General features: G+C 47.3%; 13 protein-coding genes and 1 other annotated feature. All 13 genes read left to right on the top strand.

What is annotated here, in order from left to right; genetic code table 11:
- Positions 1–9: 9 nt before the first annotated feature.
- The 13 genes from clpX to Tfer_RS08600 all read left to right on the top strand — a co-directional run bounded on the left by clpX (position 10) and on the right by Tfer_RS08600 (position 18155).
- Positions 10–1269 (top strand): ATP-dependent Clp protease ATP-binding subunit ClpX, encoded by a 1260-nt coding sequence (gene clpX, locus Tfer_RS08660; RefSeq protein WP_013121393.1) that lies wholly within the window; start codon positions 10–12, stop codon positions 1267–1269.
- Between the two features lie 871 nt (positions 1270–2140).
- The gene (lonB, locus tag Tfer_RS08655) at positions 2141–3823 is read left to right on the top strand and encodes an ATP-dependent protease LonB (protein ID WP_052218080.1); all 1683 of its coding nucleotides are present in this window, start codon (positions 2141–2143) and stop codon (positions 3821–3823) included.
- Positions 3824–3948: 125 nt separating this feature from the next.
- Entirely contained in the window at positions 3949–6282 is a 2334-nt protein-coding gene (gene lon, locus Tfer_RS08650; protein WP_052218079.1) for an endopeptidase La, read from the top strand.
- Between the two features lie 2 nt (positions 6283–6284).
- Positions 6285–6902 carry a ribosome biogenesis GTP-binding protein YihA/YsxC gene (yihA, locus tag Tfer_RS08645; RefSeq protein ID WP_052218078.1) on the top strand — a complete coding sequence of 206 codons (618 nt, stop codon included), beginning with the start codon at positions 6285–6287 and terminating at the stop codon, positions 6900–6902.
- Between the two features lie 163 nt (positions 6903–7065).
- Positions 7066–8064 (top strand): sodium:calcium antiporter, encoded by a 999-nt coding sequence (locus Tfer_RS08640; RefSeq protein ID WP_052218077.1) that lies wholly within the window; start codon positions 7066–7068, stop codon positions 8062–8064.
- A gap of 57 nt (positions 8065–8121) precedes the next feature.
- Positions 8122–8363, top strand: a binding site (T-box leader).
- Between the two features lie 65 nt (positions 8364–8428).
- The gene (locus tag Tfer_RS08635) at positions 8429–11080 is read left to right on the top strand and encodes a valine--tRNA ligase (protein WP_052218076.1); all 2652 of its coding nucleotides are present in this window, start codon (positions 8429–8431) and stop codon (positions 11078–11080) included.
- A gap of 298 nt (positions 11081–11378) precedes the next feature.
- The gene (locus tag Tfer_RS08630) at positions 11379–12146 is read left to right on the top strand and encodes a helix-turn-helix domain-containing protein (RefSeq protein WP_052218075.1); all 768 of its coding nucleotides are present in this window, start codon (positions 11379–11381) and stop codon (positions 12144–12146) included.
- Between the two features lie 166 nt (positions 12147–12312).
- Positions 12313–13611, top strand: coding sequence for a bifunctional folylpolyglutamate synthase/dihydrofolate synthase (locus Tfer_RS08625; protein WP_052218074.1), 1299 nt, complete (start codon positions 12313–12315; stop codon positions 13609–13611).
- A gap of 57 nt (positions 13612–13668) precedes the next feature.
- Complete coding sequence (locus Tfer_RS08620) at positions 13669–14493, top strand: SPOR domain-containing protein (protein ID WP_052218073.1); 825 nt, start codon at positions 13669–13671, stop codon at positions 14491–14493.
- Positions 14494–14553: 60 nt separating this feature from the next.
- Positions 14554–15192 carry a redox-sensing transcriptional repressor Rex gene (locus tag Tfer_RS08615; RefSeq protein WP_052218072.1) on the top strand — a complete coding sequence of 213 codons (639 nt, stop codon included), beginning with the start codon at positions 14554–14556 and terminating at the stop codon, positions 15190–15192.
- Between the two features lie 164 nt (positions 15193–15356).
- Positions 15357–15848, top strand: coding sequence for an NADH-quinone oxidoreductase subunit NuoE family protein (locus Tfer_RS08610; RefSeq protein WP_013121383.1), 492 nt, complete (start codon positions 15357–15359; stop codon positions 15846–15848).
- 29 nt (positions 15849–15877) lie between these two features.
- A complete protein-coding gene (gene nuoF / locus Tfer_RS08605; RefSeq protein WP_052218071.1) occupies positions 15878–17665 on the top strand; it encodes an NADH-quinone oxidoreductase subunit NuoF in 1788 nt (595 codons plus the stop codon).
- 136 nt (positions 17666–17801) lie between these two features.
- Complete coding sequence (locus Tfer_RS08600) at positions 17802–18155, top strand: (2Fe-2S) ferredoxin domain-containing protein (protein ID WP_052218070.1); 354 nt, start codon at positions 17802–17804, stop codon at positions 18153–18155.
- Positions 18156–18425: the final 270 nt, after the last annotated feature.

Below are 18425 nucleotides of genomic sequence, written 5' to 3'. Positions count from 1 at the left end.
TGAAATCTTATGTATAAGTTCAGTGATGATAAAGGGCAACTAAAATGCTCTTTTTGCGGCAAGTTACAGGACCAGGTTAAAAAACTGGTGGCCGGGCCGGGAGTTTATATCTGCGATGAATGTATTGAACTGTGTAACGAGATTATCGAAGAGGAACTAAACGAAGATATCGGCGTAGAGATTGGTGAACTTCCCAAGCCCAGGGAAATCAAAGAAATTCTTGACCAGTACGTTATAGGTCAGGAACCTGCCAAAAAGGCGTTGGCAGTGGCTGTTTACAACCACTACAAGAGAATAAATATGGGTAATAAAATCGATGATGTCGAGCTCCAGAAGAGCAATATTGTCATGCTTGGCCCTACGGGCAGTGGTAAAACATTATTAGCGCAAACTTTGGCCCGATTGCTGAACGTGCCTTTCGCCATAGCCGATGCCACTTCCCTTACCGAGGCAGGCTATGTGGGCGAGGACGTAGAAAATATCCTGCTTAAGCTGATTCAGGCAGCGGATTATGATGTGGAAAAAGCTGAAAAGGGTATCGTCTATATTGACGAGATAGATAAAATTGCCCGCAAGTCTGAAAACCCCTCCATTACCAGGGATGTTTCGGGTGAAGGTGTGCAGCAGGCTCTGCTAAAAATTCTTGAAGGCACTGTGGCAAGCGTTCCGCCGCAGGGGGGACGTAAGCACCCACATCAGGAATTCATCCAGTTGGATACCACCAATATCCTGTTTATCTGTGGCGGCGCCTTCGATGGTATAGAAAAGATTATCCAAAACAGGATTGGCAAAAAGACCCTTGGTTTTGGGGCCGAAATAAAGAGCCAAAAGGAAAAGAACGTCGGTGACATTTTAAAACACATATTACCGGAAGACTTGTTGAAATTTGGTTTGATTCCCGAGTTTGTAGGCCGGTTACCGGTAATTGTTACTCTGGAAGCTTTGGATGAAAACGCTCTGGTAAGAATACTTACCGAACCAAGAAATGCGCTGATTAAACAGTATCAGAAACTCTTTGAACTGGATAATATCGCGCTGGAATTTACGGATGATGCCCTCCGGACAATTGCCCAGGAGGCTATGAAGAGAAATACGGGCGCGCGGGGGCTCAGGGCCATCATCGAGGATATTATGCTTGAAGTTATGTATGACATACCGTCCAGAGATGATATTGCTAAATGTACTATAACCAAAGAAGTTGTGTTGAAAAAAGAACCGCCCATTCTCGTGACGGTAGATAGAAAAAAGAAAAAAGAAGTTACTGCTTAGTACTAAAGCCACCGAATCCGGTGGCTTTTTTGTTTGGGGGATGGGTAGGCTCTCCGCTACCACGGAGCTTTATGCTGCCAAACCACAGCCGTGAGTTGCTGTAACCGCTATGGAGGTAAACAACCGTTGCTCCAAGGTTACGGGTGGAGACAGTGTAAACTCTGTACGGTTGAAATCGCTGAACCCGGCCAAATCGTCATCCGTGACTCATGGCCGGGTTTCCGGCGTCCGTACCGGAAACAGCGATTTTAAGCCTTCACTGTCGTTAACACTGTCTACCTGCCCTCCACCAGGTCGCAACTTGTTGTTTTACCTCCATAGCGGTATCTACTGTTTTTCTTAAAGCGACGGTTGTTTCGCCGAACAGCGCCTACCGGCAAAAGGGAGGGGTGGGCAGGGTTCTCCGGCTACCGTTTGGGAGCGACTGCGCCCGCGAAACCGCAGCCGGGCAGGCAGGGGGTTCGCGAATGTTTGAAGATGGCGAAGGCCGCCGGGAAGTCCGGCACTCAACTCATGTTGAGTGTCCTGGACGGGAGGCGGCCTAACTATTAAGGATATCATTATGAGCCATCGAGTTCGGGAACACTGCCTGCCTGTCTGCGGTTTCGCAGCACCAAGCTCCCTGGTAGCGGAGAACCCTACCCACCCCTCCTTAGCTGGGAAGGCGCAGCCTCGGAGCAACGGTTGTTTCACCGGTGTAGCGGCCTTCTATAGAGCAACGGTTGTTTCGCCTCTACAGCGGCAAACCGCAGCTACAGAGCAACGATTGATACAGTGTTGGAGGTACCGGGCGGGGGCAGGATAAAAGGGGAAGACACTGGCAATACTATTAATTGTCAATGATACATATTGTTTCGAGGGGGCTTTTATTGTGGATTTTTTAAACGGTTTGGGAGGATTTTTGAGCTTTGTCCAAATCTTTTTTGCTGTTGTGATTGGCCTGTATTTTTGGAATTTGTTAAGGGCCCAACAGGGTAACAAACATGCCGTTGAGAAAGAATCAAAAAAAGAAATGGAAAAACTGATGAAAATGCGCCGCATTTCTTTAACGGAACCTTTATCAGAGAAAACCCGACCGAGCACTTTTAATGAAATAGTAGGCCAGCAGGAAGGCATCAAGGCCCTAAAAGCAGCTTTATGCGGACCCAACCCACAGCATGTAATTATTTATGGACCTCCCGGGGTCGGCAAAACAGCGGCTGCCCGGTTGGTGCTGGAGGAAGCCAAAAAAAACCCGGCTTCTCCATTCAAGGAAGATGCCAAGTTCGTGGAAATTGACGCTACTACGGCCAGGTTTGACGAGCGCGGGATAGCGGACCCGTTAATTGGTTCTGTGCATGATCCTATTTACCAGGGGGCCGGGCCTATGGGTCAGGCAGGCATACCGCAGCCCAAACCGGGCGCTGTAACAAAAGCCCATGGGGGTATGCTGTTTATTGATGAAATAGGCGAATTGCACCCCGTGCAGATGAATAAGTTGCTCAAGGTGTTAGAAGACAGGAAAGTGATACTGGAAAGCGCCTATTACAGCTCAGAAGACCGGAACGTACCGGTACATATCCATGATATTTTCCAAAATGGTTTACCGGCTGATTTCCGACTGGTGGGAGCTACAACCAGGATGCCGCACGAGATACCGTCGGCCATCCGGTCCCGGTGCCTGGAGGTGTTTTTTCGCGCGCTACTGCCTGATGAAATTGGCATAATTGCTGAAAATGCGCGCAGGAAAATAGGCTTTGAGGCAGAACCGGGCGCCCTGGATGTGGTCAAGAAGTATGCCAATAACGGCCGGGAAGCGGTAAATATTGTCCAGATTGCCGCCGGTATAGCTATGACTGACAACAGGCAGTTAATAAAGGTTAGTGACATTGAATGGGTGGTGAACAGTGGTCAATATTCGCCCCGGCCTGAGAAAAAAGTACCTTTGCTGCCCCAGGTGGGTGTTGTTAACGGTTTAGCTGTTTACGGCCCCAATATGGGTATGCTGGTTGAGGTGGAAGTTAGCGCAATTGAAGTTGGGGCGGGCCGCGGTAAAGTGACTGTTACAGGAATGGTGGAAGAAGAAGAGATTGGCAACGGTTCCAAGGTGATGAAACGCAAAAGTATGGCCAAGGGTTCCGTGGAAAATGTGCTGACTGTTTTAAGGCATACTTTTAAAATTGAACCCAATAAGTATGACATTCACGTGAATTTCCCCGGTGGGATCCCTATAGACGGGCCTTCCGCCGGAGTCACCATAGCTACAGCCATTTTGTCTGCCATTAAAGGCATTCCGGTAGACAACAAGGTGGCGATGACAGGCGAACTGTCTATCCAGGGGAAAGTAAAACCGGTTGGCGGCATAGTGGCAAAGGTTGAAGCGGCTAAACAGGCCGGAGCTACAACGGTATTTATTCCTAAAGATAACTACCAGGCGATTTTCAGGGAAATGGAAGGAATAGAGGTAATTGGGGTAGAAAATTTACAGGAAATAGTTAGCAGAGCCCTTTTTTCCGCCAAGTCTGCTCCTGAAAGTTATCACCAGGTAGATGTGTTATCTGCTTTATCTGTTTAAGAAGCCCCGTTTTGTTACGGGGTTTCCTATTGGTTGATGGTTTCCCTGAAGCCGGACGACTTGCAGGGCTTTTCCAGAGAGTATATAATATTAAGGCAGGTATTGAACAATAAGGAGGAACCGTTATGACCGACCAATCGGATGCAGCGAAGGTTACAAAAACATTACCACTTTTGCCTTTGCGCGGGATTTTGGTATTTCCCTATATGGTAATACATTTGGATGTTGGCCGGGAAAAGTCCGTGAAAGCAATCGAGGAAACCATGGTTCAGGACAGAATTATTTTTCTTGCTACCCAAAAGGAAGCCCATACTGATGAACCGGGAGAAAATGACATTTACCACACCGGTACTGTGGCCGAAGTAAAGCAATTATTGAAACTGCCTGGGGGCACTATAAGAATTCTTGTTGAGGGCTTGGCGCGCGCTAAAGTCGTTAAATTCCTCGAACATGAACCTTATTTTAAGGTTGAGATAGAAGAGTATGCTGAACAGCACGAGGTTACCCCGGAAATAGAAGCATTGATGCGAAGCCTTGTCAACCAGTTTGAGCAATATGTGAAAATGAGCAAGCGCATACCGCCGGAGACTGTTATTACGGTGGTTAACCTGGAGGATCCGGGTCGTCTGGCGGATATTATCGTATCTCATCTGGCTCTGAAAACTGAAGACAAACAAAGGGTGCTGGAGGCAATAGAAGCCAAGAAGAGACTGGAGATCCTCTGTGAAATACTGGCCAAGGAGATGGAAATCCTGGAGTTGGAAAGAAAGATAAATCTCCGGGTCCGCAAGCAGATGGAAAAGACCCAAAAGGAATACTATCTCCGGGAACAGTTAAAGGCTATCCAGAAAGAACTGGGCGAAAAGGATGAGAAAACAGCCGAAACAGAAGAATACAGGGCCAAGATCAAAAAAGCCAGGATGCCGAAGGAAGTCGAGGAAAAAGCCCTGAAGGAAGTGGAGAGGCTTGATAAAATGCCTCCGATGGCCGCTGAGTCAGGAGTGATCAGAACTTACCTGGATTGGTTGTTGGCCCTGCCGTGGCGGAAGACAACCAGGGACCGGCTTGATATTAACCAGGCTGAGAAGGTCTTAAATGAAGACCATTATGGTTTGGACAAGGTCAAAGAACGTATCCTGGAATATTTAGCCATCAGAAAACTGGCCAAAAAGCTGAAGGGCCCAATTTTATGTTTTGTAGGGCCGCCCGGTGTAGGGAAGACTTCGCTGGCCAAATCCATTGCCAGGGCTCTGGAACGAAATTTCGTCCGGATGTCCCTCGGGGGGGTGCGTGATGAAGCGGAAATCAGAGGACATCGTAGGACTTACGTAGGGGCTATGCCGGGCCGTATTATTCAGGGCATTAAGCAGGCAGGTTCACGGAATCCAGTGTTCCTGCTCGATGAAATAGACAAAATGAGTATGGATTTCAGGGGAGACCCCTCGGCGGCTCTGTTGGAAGTCCTTGACCCTGAGCAAAACAACTCTTTCAGCGACCATTATATAGAAAGTCCCTTTGACTTGTCCGATGTCATGTTTATAACTACGGCAAATGCCCTGCATCCTGTGCCGAGGCCGCTTCTGGACAGGATGGAAGTTATATATATTTCCGGGTATACAGAAGAAGAAAAGGTACAAATTGCTCAGCGCCACTTAATTCCGAAGCAGTTGAAAGAACATGGGTTAAAAGCCGGGCAACTGCAAATGTCAGAAAATGTAATCCGGAAAATTATCCGCGAATACACCAGGGAAGCCGGTGTGCGTAACCTGGAACGGGAAATAGCCGCTATCTGCCGCAAAGCAGCCCGCCAGATTGTGCAAAAAAACCAAAAGCGGGTTAAGGTTTCCATACAGAATCTGGAACAGTTTTTGGGCATCCCCAGTTACAGGTTTGGCGTGGCTGAAAAGGAAGATGAAGTGGGTATTGCCACTGGCCTGGCCTGGACCGAAACAGGCGGCGATGTCCTGGCTGTAGAAGTAACCGTAATGAAGGGAACCGGTAAGCTCACCCTGACGGGTAAACTGGGCGATGTGATGAAGGAATCGGCCCAGGCGGCATTCAGTTATATTCGGTCTAAGGCCTCGGAATTGAAAATAGACCCGGATTTTTACGATAAATACGACACCCATATCCACGTGCCGGAAGGCGCTATTCCCAAGGATGGCCCCTCTGCGGGTATCACCATGGCCACAGCTCTGGCATCGGCTTTGACGCAGAGGAAGACCAGACGCGAAGTGGCCATGACGGGCGAGATAACTTTACGGGGCCGGGTTTTACCTGTAGGAGGCATAAAAGAAAAAGTGCTGGCCGCTCACCGGGCCGGGATTAAGGTTGTCATTCTGCCCAAAGACAATAAAAAAGACCTAGAGGAAATACCGCAAAAGGTGAAATCTAAAATGGAATTTGTCCTGGTGGAACACATGGATGAGGTTTTAGCAAGAGCGCTTCAGGAGGGCTAAATTTGAACATTACTGCCGCTGAATTCATTATCAGCGCCCCGGGACCGAAACAGTACCCTGTTGAAGGGTATCCCGAAATTGCTTTTGCCGGACGGTCCAACGTGGGCAAATCTTCTTTAATCAACACGCTGACTAACCGGAAGGGTTTGGCCAAGACCAGCAGCAGGCCGGGAAAGACCCAACTGTTAAACTTTTATCTGATTAATAAAAGTTTGTACTTTGTGGATTTACCCGGATATGGATTTGCCAGGGTATCCAAAGAAACCAAGAGTTATTGGGGTAAGATGATCGAAAACTACCTTAAAAACAGAGAGAAACTGGTGGCGGTAGTGCAGTTGATTGATATCCGGCATGCGCCAAGCCGTGACGATATTACTATGCATCAGTGGCTGAAACACTACCGCATTCCAACGGTATTGGTTTTAAACAAAGCCGATAAAATTACGCGGGGTAAATGGGCACAGCATGCCAAAATAATCAGGCAATCATTGATGCCCGACCCCGAAACTCCGGTAGTAGTCTTTTCTGCTGAAACAAGACAGGGAAGGGAAGAATTACTGGGAATTTTGGATAAGATGGTCAAATCAAAAGAAGAGGGCAGGGCGGTTCCAGAAGGATAGCCAACTTAAAGTAGCAGATTGCAATGCTGTTTTTAAGGGATAACAATAGCCGGTCATCGCTTTATCGGACGGTGGCCGGCTTTGGAGTTTACAGGCTTTTCCTGACATGGCATTTGCAGCCGCAGCATACCCTATTAATAGCCTGCGGAAAAGGGGTGCGTCTATGGTAAACGTTGCGTTACTGTTAATCAGCCTGGGGGTTATTTTATTAAGCGCGGAATTGTTCACAAACGCTGTTGAATGGTTGGGTAAAATGCTGAAATTATCAGAGGGAGCTGTCGGCAGCATTTTGGCAGCCGTAGGTACTGCCCTGCCGGAAACCCTTATTCCCATTATTGCCATAGTCTTTGGCCATTCTGCTGCCGCCCAGGAAATCGGTATAGGGGCCATTCTGGGCGCGCCCTTTATGCTGGGTACCCTGGCCATGTTTGTCACGGGCAGCGCTGCTCTTGCTTTAGCCTTTATGGGTAAAAGGCGGACGACTATGCTCGTTGACGATTCTCTCATGAAAAGGGACCTGACCTTTTTTCTTATAGTATATTCAGGAGCCATTGTGGCTTCGCTGTTGACCAGGCATACTTTCAAAAAGATAATAGCTTTGGTTTTAATCCTGGCTTATTGCGTTTATGTCATACGCACTATAAAAGATGGCGACCAACTGGGGGAAACCAGTATCGCTCCCTTAATACTGGCCAAAAACCGCTCGTATCCCCGTCTGCGCATAGTGTTGCTGCAGTTGGGGCTGGCCATTGCCGGAATTTTGGGTGGGGCCGAGGTGTTTGTGCATAATATGGAAAAAGTTGCTGTGACTTTGGGTATTGCGCCTTTTGTGCTTTCGGTAATTGTAACCCCTATAGCCACTGAACTGCCGGAAAAATTTAATAGTATTATCTGGGTCAGCAGGGGTAAAGATACCTTGGCCCTGGGCAATATAACCGGGGCTATGGTTTTTCAGAGTTCCATAATACCGGCTATCGGGATTGCACTGACCCCGTGGGCCCTGACACCGGCAGCTTTTATGTCTGCAGTGATCGCCCTGGCTTCAGCCGGAATTATCCTTATTTACCTTGTAACAAAGAAACGTCTGCGGGCATATACACTTCTGGTAGGAGGGTTATTCTACAGCTTATTTATAGCCCTTGTTCTCAAGGCCCATTATTAAGCCGTCCGGGTTGACATCGAGCCAATAATTAGTATAATATATATACGTTAATGGATATTGCAGGCAATGACAGGGAAGAGTAAAAGGTACTTTCTCCAAAGAGAGGGGTGCCCTTGGCTGAAAGGCCCCCGGGAAAAAGGCTTTTGAACGTCGCCCTGGAGCTGTAAGGCTGAAGAGGAAGGATTAACCCTCCCTTATGTAAGCTTTACCGGGTCAGCCCGTTACAGCCAAAGAGTTCCAGGCGCTACAACGCTTGTGAAGTAAGGTGGTACCGCGGAAATGAGCTTTTCGTCCTTAAACGGATGAAAAGTTTTTTTGTTTAACGGACGGTGATAAGCCATTTTATACTTAAGGAGGATGAAGCATGAGCGCGGAAAAGAACTTGCCCACTACTTACAACCCTGGGGAAGTTGAAAAAAAGTGGTATAAATTTTGGGAGGATAATGGCTTTTTTCATGCGGAAGTAAATCCTGAAAAGAAGCCTTTCGCCATTGTTATGCCTCCGCCCAATGTAACCGGGGCGTTGCATATGGGACATGCTATAGATAATACCCTGCAGGATATTCTGACCAGGTGGCGCCGTATGCAGGGATATAATGCCCTTTGGCTGCCCGGGACCGACCATGCCGGGATAGCTACCCAGGCCAAGGTGGAAGAACAACTGGCCAAGGAGGGCCTCTCCAAATACGACCTGGGCAGGGATAAATTTTTGGAGCGGGTATGGCAATGGAAGGAGTTTTATCACAACCGGATAGCCACCCAGTTAAGAAGTCTTGGCTCATCCTGTGACTGGGAGCGGGAAAGGTTTACGATGGATGAGGGCTGCTCCCGCGCCGTACAAAAAGTTTTTGTTGATCTTTACAAAAAAGGGCTCATATATCGGGATAACTATATCATCAACTGGTGTACCAACTGCCGTACCACCATATCTGATATAGAAGTGGAACATACCGACCAGGCGGGTCACTTCTGGCATATAAGGTACCCTGTTAAAGACAGTGATGAATATGTATACCTGGCTACGACCAGGCCGGAAACAATGCTGGGTGATACGGCCGTCGCCGTGCATCCCGCTGATGAAAGATATAAGCACCTGGTGGGCAGAAGTGTAATTTTGCCTCTGGTTGGCCGTGAAATCCCGGTTATTGCTGACGAATACGTTGACCCTGAATTTGGTACCGGGGTAGTAAAGATAACGCCTGCTCACGACCCCAATGATTTTGAAGTGGGGAAAAGGCATAACCTGCCCGAAATCACCGTTATGAACAAGGACGGAACAATGAATGAGGAGGCAGGAATATACCGGGGACTGGACCGGTATGAGTGCCGCAAAAGGATTGTTGAGGACCTGGAGAAGGGCGGTTTCCTGGTCAAAGTTGAAGACCACACCCATTCTGTCGGCCATTGTTACCGTTGCGGTACAGTTATAGAACCGCTGGTTTCCAAACAATGGTTTGTCAAAATGAAACCTCTGGCTGAACCGGCCATCCAGGCAGCTAAAGAGGAACGGGTGCGTTTTATTCCCGAGCGCTTTACGAAAATATACCTGAACTGGATGGAGAATATAAGGGATTGGTGTATTTCACGCCAGTTGTGGTGGGGGCACCGGATTCCTGTCTGGTACTGTCAGGATTGCGGGGAAGTAATCTGTGAACTGGATCCGCCGGAAAAATGTCCAAAGTGCGGCAGTGCAAGATTGGAACAAGACCCGGACGTTTTGGATACCTGGTTCAGTTCCGGGTTATGGCCTTTTTCCACCCTGGGCTGGCCGGAAAGGAAACCTGAATTGGAGTACTTTTATCCAACTTCCGTATTAGTAACCGGTCGGGATATTATATTCTTCTGGGTAGCCAGAATGATATTTATGGCCATGGAATTTATGAAAGAAGTTCCCTTCAGGGAGGTATTCATCCATGGGTTGGTTCTCGATGCCCAGGGACGCAAAATGAGCAAATCCCTTGGCAACGGGGTTGACCCCATTGAGGTTATAGAAAAATATGGAGCCGACACTTTGCGATTCATGCTGATTACCGGCAACACCCCCGGTAATGATTTGCGGTTCCATTTTGAACGGTTGGATAACACCAGAAATTTTGCCAATAAAATATGGAATGCTTCCCGCTTTGTATTGATGAACCTGGAAGACTTCAAACCAGGGGAACCGCCTAAAGACTATTCGCCGGCGGATAAATGGATTAAGTCCAGATTTAGCAAAACTGTTAAGACCGTTACTGATGCTTTGGAAGCTTATAACCTGGGAGAGGCAGCCCAGTCATTATATGAATTTATTTGGAACGAGTTCTGTGACTGGTACATTGAACTGGTGAAGCCTGTGCTTTACGGCAAAGAAAGCCCGGCAGCAAGGTATACGGCGCAGTATGTACTCTGGTCCGTTCTGGAAGGAACTATGCGGTTACTGCATCCCTTTATGCCTTTTATAACCGAGGAGATTTGGCAGCATCTTCCCCATGAGGGCAAAACTATAATGACCCAGCAGTGGCCTGAATTTAATGCCGCCGAGGTAGATGAGAAAGCTGAAGCCGAGATGGAAATGGCCATGGAAGTAATAAAAGCTGTCAGAAATATCAGGAGCGAAATGAATGTAGCGCCTTCCCGTAAAGCCGATGTGATTATCAATGCCGGTTCAGGTGCGGCCATGGAGGTATTAAACCGGTGTAAACCGTACCTGGTGAACCTGGCGCATATTGCTAATTTGACCCTGCAAGAAAAACTGGATGCGGAACCGGAAGATGCTATGAGCGCTATTATAAAAGGCGTAGAAATTTATATGCCGCTGAAGGGACTGGTTGATATCCAGGCTGAAGTGGCCCGTCTCCGCAAAGAACTGGATGTTCTCGAAAAGGAACTGGCCAGGGTTAACGGAAAGCTAAACAACCAAAAGTTCCTGGACAAGGCGCCGGAAGATGTTATTGCCAAAGAAAAGGCCAAACATGCAGAGTATTCCGAGAAGAAACAAGCTGTACTTGAACGTTTGGCCAAATTAGGCGTTAAATAAAAGAAATAAATGCTATGTGTGGGGCTGCCCTTTTTGGGCAGCCTGTTTTACTGAATGGCTAAGTAGTGAAAAGTCCCACAAACCTCGAGGACAAAACCCTTGGGTAACAATCCTACAAATAATTGCTGGCAACGAATTTGTGTTTTCCCCGAAAAACCCTGTGATTATTGGTTGTGTTTAATCCGGATTTCGTTTATACTTATTTGGAACAATTGATTTTATTCTTGCTTCAAAATGTATTAGTGTTATAATATAAAATAAAAGAAAAATTTACGTTGCATGGGAAGGGATAAGGTAAATGAGGGCCAATGTAAAAACTCTTTTAGAATCTATGGAAAAATGGGGAATTACTCCTGAAGAGCTTGTCAGGAGAGCCCGGTTGCCGGAATCGGTTGCCGACGACCTGGTAAAGGGGAAAGAGATTCCCGCCCGGCAGATGTCCAAACTGGTCAGGGTTTTTGAGGCCTTAACCATAGAAGATTGTGAAGACTTTAAGACAGGGAAACTAAACATAGGGGACCGTATCAGGGCATTAAGAGAAGAAAAAGGTTTGAGCCTGGTTGATTTTGGGAATTTAACAGGGTTGTCTTTTACTTATCTCAGCGAACTTGAGCGCGGAACTACTGTCCCTGCTGTGGGTACCCTGAAAAAAATAGCTGCCTGCCTGGGGGTTCCTGTGAGCCTGTTTATTGAAAACGAACGGAAGAATAGTATTATCGCCGAGAAACTCCAGTATGCCAGGAAGATGAGAGGCCTCACCCAGAAGGAACTGGCAGTACGGGCCGGGATTTCGCCTGGGTTAGTCGGTCAGATAGAAATGGGTAAAGTCAATGCATCTTTAAAAACCATAGAAAAAATCAGTCAGGTGCTGGGGGTTTCTGTTTGCTATCTGATTTTGGACAGGGAAGAAGTTGAAGCGATGATTGGCGGCTTAAGCCCTGAATTAAGAAATCTGCTTATGGATAAAAAGGTTCAACTGTTGCTGGGTTCTATTTGCCGCATGGAAGAAGACAAGCTCAAGTTAGTGCTCAATTTTGCCGATATGTTAAAAAATCCTCGTATTTGAAGGGGAGGTTGAACGATTTTGAAAACATTTAACCTCCCAGAATTTTTCGGAATAACCTTTGTTAATAGTTTCAATCTGGCGGGATATGCCGGATTTTTTTTTAGCAGGTTTTTTGCGCGAAAAGTCGAAAACTAAGAAGTGATCTTATTTTTGGGAGGTCTTTTGAATGAATTACCAGGAAGCGTTGACATATTTACAGGACCTGACTAAATTTGGGTTTAACTTTGGTTTGGGGCGGATAGAAGAACTGCTGAACCGGCTCGGAAACCCCCACAAAAAATTAAAAGTGGTGCACGTGGGTGGAACCAACGGGAAAGGTTCTACAACGGCTTTCATAAGCGGCATCCTGCAGGCCGCCGGGTACCGGGTCGGGGTTTTTACTTCTCCCCACCTGCATTCTTATACGGAGAGGTATACGATAAATAATGTTACCATTTCTGAGGAAGCAATGGCCAGGTATATTGTTTTTCTAAAACCTTATCTTGACAAGATGGTAGAAGACGGTTATGAGCACCCCACTGAATTTGAGGTATGTACGGCCCTGGCCTTCCAGTATTTTTATGACCAGAAAGTGGACTATGTGGTCCTGGAAGTGGGTCTTGGAGGGGCTATTGACTCCACTAATGTAGTTGTTCCGCTTGTATCGGTGATCACCAATGTGGCTATGGACCATATGGATTACCTGGGCCATTCCATTCGGGAAATTGCTGAGGTTAAGGCAGGTATAATAAAACTCAATGGGCTGGCCGTAACGGCGGTACAGGACCCTGAGGCTTTAGAGGTAATTTCACGCACGGCCCGGGAAAGAAACGCCCGTCTGATCGAGGTTTACAAAGAAGCCAAATGGGAAATAACAGATTCTTCTGTTTGGGGACAAACTTTTAATTTAAACACCAGTAACCGCACTTACAAAAACGTGCGTATCGGCCTTTTGGGTCACCATCAGATTGTCAATGCCGTTACTGCTATAGTAACTGTAGAAGCTTTGGAAACGCTCGGCGTGCAGATCGGGCAGGATGCCGTAGAGAACGGAATGGCGTCGGTCAAGTGGCCGGCCAGATTGGAAATTATGCAAAGACAGCCGATGGTAATTATTGACGGCGCTCATAACGTACACGGGGCCAAAAGCCTGAGAAACGCTCTACAAGAAGTATTCTCCTACGATAAACTGATTTTGGTTTTCGGTATGCTGGGCGATAAAGAGCGGGAAAAAGTGGTGGCAGAATTAGCGCCTTTGGCAGCTAAGGTGGTAATTACCAGGCCCAACTCTCCCAGGGCCGGTCAGTGGGATAAAGTAGCCGAAGAAGTGAAAAAATATGTTAACGATGTGCGGGTCATTGAAGATATTCACCAGGCCGTTGATACAGCGGTTAAAATTGCGGAACCGGGCGATTTGGTTTGTATAACCGGTTCTCTGTACATGGTGGCTGAAGCAAGGGAGTACTTTATGGAAAACAAGTTCTAACGGGAAAACTCCGGCCATATGATTGTAATAAATAAGTCATGCGGCCGGAGGATCTCTATGAGACCAAACAGGAAAAGGCTTGTGGCTGCGATGGTAATATTTTTTACTGTTTCCGCCCTGGCCATCTTTTTTAGCGCTATATTGGGAAAAGCTTACCTTGGCATATTGAAATCCGGGGGTGAGAAAAGAACCTCCCAACCTCCCGGTGCAAAGGCTGTGGTAGCTGAAAAACAGGCAGGAAGTGTGGCGTTAACGCCTGTACCTGTTTTTTATCTACAGGGAGGGGTCTATTCTGACCTGGAAAGCGCTCGGCAGGCAGCCGGGGATTTTTTAAGTTTGGGCCTGGACCCGTTTATAACTGAAAAAGCTCCTTATCGCCTGTACATAGGTTTTTTCGGTACCAGGGAAGAGGCATACAAATTCAAAGATTATTTAAAAGAAAAAGAAGTAGGCGCCTTTGTTCAGGCTAATATGTTGAACGCCACGGAATTATCGTTTCCGGAAGAAAAAGCGGAGCTGGTCTATAAATGGGCTCCTTTTCTGGAGAAATGTTCCCTGTTCATAAAATCATTGGGAAATAGTTGCAGTTTCGGGTCCTTTGAACGGGCCGACCGCCAGGCGATTGAAAGGGCTTTGGTCCCAATAATGGGAGAATTGGATTTTTTAATAGCGGAACTGGACAAAAAAATGCCCGAGTCGGGCGAATTTGGCGTGGCTGTGAATGGTTTAGCCGATTCGGCCAGGTTATTAAAAGCCGATATGGTTAAACTGCAGTCGCAATGGAATCAGGACAATTATAACCAGGTGGCGAAGGGGCTAATCCAGTTCGTTCAGGCTTATATTAATTGCTGGGACCAATTGGCAGTGCCTGATACAACTTAATATTGTCCTCCTTTAATATTGTGTGTTATAATTTTCTGGAGAGAGGGAGGGAGGAACGGGATGAAGGCACTGAAAATACCGGAGGCTACTATCACCAGATTATCAGTTTATTCGAGATTTTTAGAGGCCATAGATAAAAAGGGTATTGTTACCATATCTTCCGGCGAAATAGCAGAAGGCACCGGCGTTAGTCCGGCACAAGTCAGAAAAGACCTGGCCTATTTTGGTGAATTTGGAACGCGTGGGGTGGGCTATAACGTTAAAGACCTTTTGAAACATACCCTCAAGATCCTCGGACTTACCAACAGATGGTCCGTTGTTGTCGTGGGCGCCGGTAATTTGGGTTCAGCCCTGGTTTCATATCGCGGGTTCAGACAACGGGGGTTTGATATTGTTGGCGTTTTCGATAATGATCTTACGAAAATAGGTAAAAAACTTCTTGACCTTGAGGTATTGGGGACGGAAGAGATTCCCAGGGTAGTTAAGGAACATAATGTGAAAATGGGTGTTATCACAGCTCCTGCTTCCGCAGCACAGGATGTAGCGAATATTTTGGTGAAAAGCGGGGTCAAGGCCATTCTTAACTTTGCGCCGACCGTGTTGAACGTGCCTGACCATGTACATGTAAGAAACATTGATTTATCAACTAAATTAGAGATTTTAACCTTCCATTTAGGTATGGAGAATGATGGATACTAATTGTTTTATCGTTTTTTATGTGACGAATGTAACAAAGACCGTGCCAACCGGCACGGTCTTTTTTTGTGGTGCGCCCGGCAAACCTAAAGTATACAAAAACGGCACATAAGGCAAACTACAATTAGTTTGTTATATAAATAGTTTTAATATTTAGGGGTGAAAAAATGGGGGAAAATTGTGAAGGCCAATGCCGACAAACGCAGTTTGCGGAACTTGATAAAGTTATAGAAGAGTATAGGGGAACGCCCGGGGCCCTGATTCCTGTTTTACACAAGGCCCAGGAAATATTCGGCTATCTGCCGGAGGAGGTTCAATACCGTATTTCACAAGGTTTGGGCCTGCCGCTTGCCGATGTTTACGGGGTTGTGACTTTTTACAGTCGTTTTACATTAGTTCCGAAAGGCAAGCATGATATTGGTGTCTGTCTGGGTACAGCCTGTTATGTTAAAGGAGCAGGGGAGCTGGTGGGCTGGCTTGATAAAGAGCTTGGCTTGAAACCGGGTGGAATAACCAGAGATGGCCTGTTCAGCCTGGAAACGACCAGGTGTGTTGGCGCTTGCGGTATGGCCCCCGTGGTTACTATAGGTGAGGAAGTGAAGGGGCGGCTTACCGTTGAACAATTTAGTGAAATTATCAGGGAATATCAGCAAAAATAGATGTTGGCACGTTGCAAAGGAGGTAAGCAATGACTAAGAGTTCTCATATCCTGATCTGTCACGGGACAGCCTGTGTTTCTTCGGAGAGCAGGGAGGTATACAAGGCTTTAGAAAAAGCAATAGATGAAGCGGGGCTGGCTGACCAGGTCCGGATTGTGCATACGGGGTGCTTTGGCTTTTGTGCCCGTGGGCCTATTATCTTGATTCACCCGGGGGGCGTTATGTATTGCGAAGTATCCGTGGGTGACGTAAAAGAAATAATTGAGGAACACATAAAAAAGGGAAACATTGTTGAGCGCCTGCTGTACCGGGATCCGGAAACTAAAGAGAAAAAGACCGGTTTTGATGCCATCAACTTCTTCAGGAACCAGACCAGAGTAGTGTTACGCAACTGTGGCCAGATTAATCCCGACGATATCCACGAATACATAGCCAAAGACGGCTATAAGGCCTTGGGGAAGGCTTTAAAGGAAATGACGCCGAATCAGGTTATCGCCGAAATAAAAAAATCCGGCTTGCGAGGCCGCGGCGGAGGAGGGTTCCCGACAGGTCTTAAGTGGGAACTGACTGCCAAATCCTCCGGAGACACCAAATACGTCATATGTAATGCCGACGAAGGAGACCCGGGGGCATTCATGGACCGGAGTATTTTAGAAGGTGATCCCCATTCCGTCCTGGAAGCAATGGCTATTGCCGGTTATGCTATTGGGGCCCGCCAGGGCTTTGTTTATGTAAGAGCCGAATATGCCATTGCTGTTGAGCGGGTTTCCCATGCCATTGAGCAGGCCAGGGAACTGGGGCTGTTGGGGAAAAACCTTTTTGAGACGGATTTTGCCTTTGATATAGAGGTGCGCCTGGGGGCGGGCGCATTTGTATGTGGAGAAGAAACAGCCTTAATAACCTCCATAGAAGGCAACCGGGGGGAACCCCGCCCCAGGCCGCCCTTCCCGGCCCAAAAAGGCCTTTGGGGGAACCCTACACTTATCAACAACGTGGAGACCCTGGCCAATATTCCCGCCATTATTTTAAACGGGGCCGAGTGGTTTACGCAATTTGGCACCGAGCGAAGTAGGGGAACCAAGGTGTTTGCCTTAGCCGGTAAGATTAATAACACCGGTTTAATAGAAGTTCCCATGGGGGCAACCCTGCGCCATGTCATTTATGACATCGGCGGTGGTATTCCCGACGGGAAAAACCTTAAGGCTGTCCAGACAGGAGGGCCTTCAGGCGGCTGCATTCCGGCCCATTTGCTGGATACGCCCATCGAATATGATACTTTGCTGGAACTCGGTTCCATGATGGGATCCGGGGGCATGATCGTTCTTGACGAAAGCGATTGCATGGTAGATATAGCCAAGTTTTACCTGGAGTTTACCCGTGATGAATCCTGCGGCAAATGTACGCCGTGCCGGATCGGTACAAAGAGGTTACTGGAAATCCTGGAACGCATTACAGAAGGTAGGGGGAAAGAAGATGATATTCCCCTGCTGCAGGAACTGGCTGAGGGCATCAAAGAAACGTCCCTGTGCGGATTAGGCCAGTCAGCCCCAAACCCGGTTCTCAGCACGTTACGTTATTTTAAAGACGAATATATGGCTCATGTCCGGGACAAGGTGTGCCCGGCAGGAGTTTGCAAAAAACTTTCGCGCATCAGGATAATTCCTGAAGAATGCAAAAAGTGCGGTTTATGTGCCAGGGAATGCCCCGTTGGGGCCATTAAAGGCAAGCCGCGGGAGACCCATGAGATTGACCCGGAAAAATGCACCAAGTGCGAAGCTTGTCTTAAAAAATGCCCCTTTGGGGCAATAAGGAAGTAGGCGCAAACCACCCAATTTTATTTTTCCACCTTACCCATAATAAGGCAGAGAACAATTTAAAGGTTTTTTCGTAATGATGTCGAAAGCTTTAGTAACAATTTTCAAACAATTGTCTTTTATCGGGGGGGTGAATTGGGTGAATTTACAACAATTGGAACAATTAAAGCAAACCGCTCTGGCCGAGAAACAACTCGCCCCGGATTCAGCACAACCCCGCATCACTGTGGGCATGGGCACTTGTGGCATAAAAGCGGGCGCTCGCCATGTGTTCCAGGCGTTCGGGGAGGAACTGAAGCAGGTGGGTTGTGATGCCGTATTGGTGCCTGTTGGCTGCAAAGGGGCATGTTCTTATGAGCCCCTGGTAGAGGTGAAACTGCCTGGCCTGCCAACGGTATTATATGGAAATGTGGACCCCGAAAAAGTAAAACATATAGTTCGCCAGCACTTGATGAAAAAACAGCCCGTTCATGAATGGGTACTACCTGCCTAAAGGCCTGTTCTCGATGCAGCCGGGTAGATTTCTACCTGGCTTTTTTGCGTTGAAAGATTGCTCCTTCCTCCGTGCTGACTGTCTCCTATAAAGGTACATACTTATTCGGGGTTAAAATACTAAAGAATTTGCAGTTTAGCTTGTCATTAAATGTCAAAAATGGTACACTGAAATGAGAGCCTAACCATATATCAAGAATTTTGGCATAGTTGAACCCACATAAGGGAAGATAAGAAGTGAGGGCTCTATTTTTATGTTGAAGGGCTAAAC

The sequence above is a fragment of the Thermincola ferriacetica genome, assembly GCF_001263415.1.
GTDB lineage: Bacteria > Bacillota > Thermincolia > Thermincolales > Thermincolaceae > Thermincola > Thermincola ferriacetica.
The sequence above is the reverse complement of the archived record's forward strand: the minus strand, read 5'-3'. Positions and strand labels throughout refer to the sequence as shown.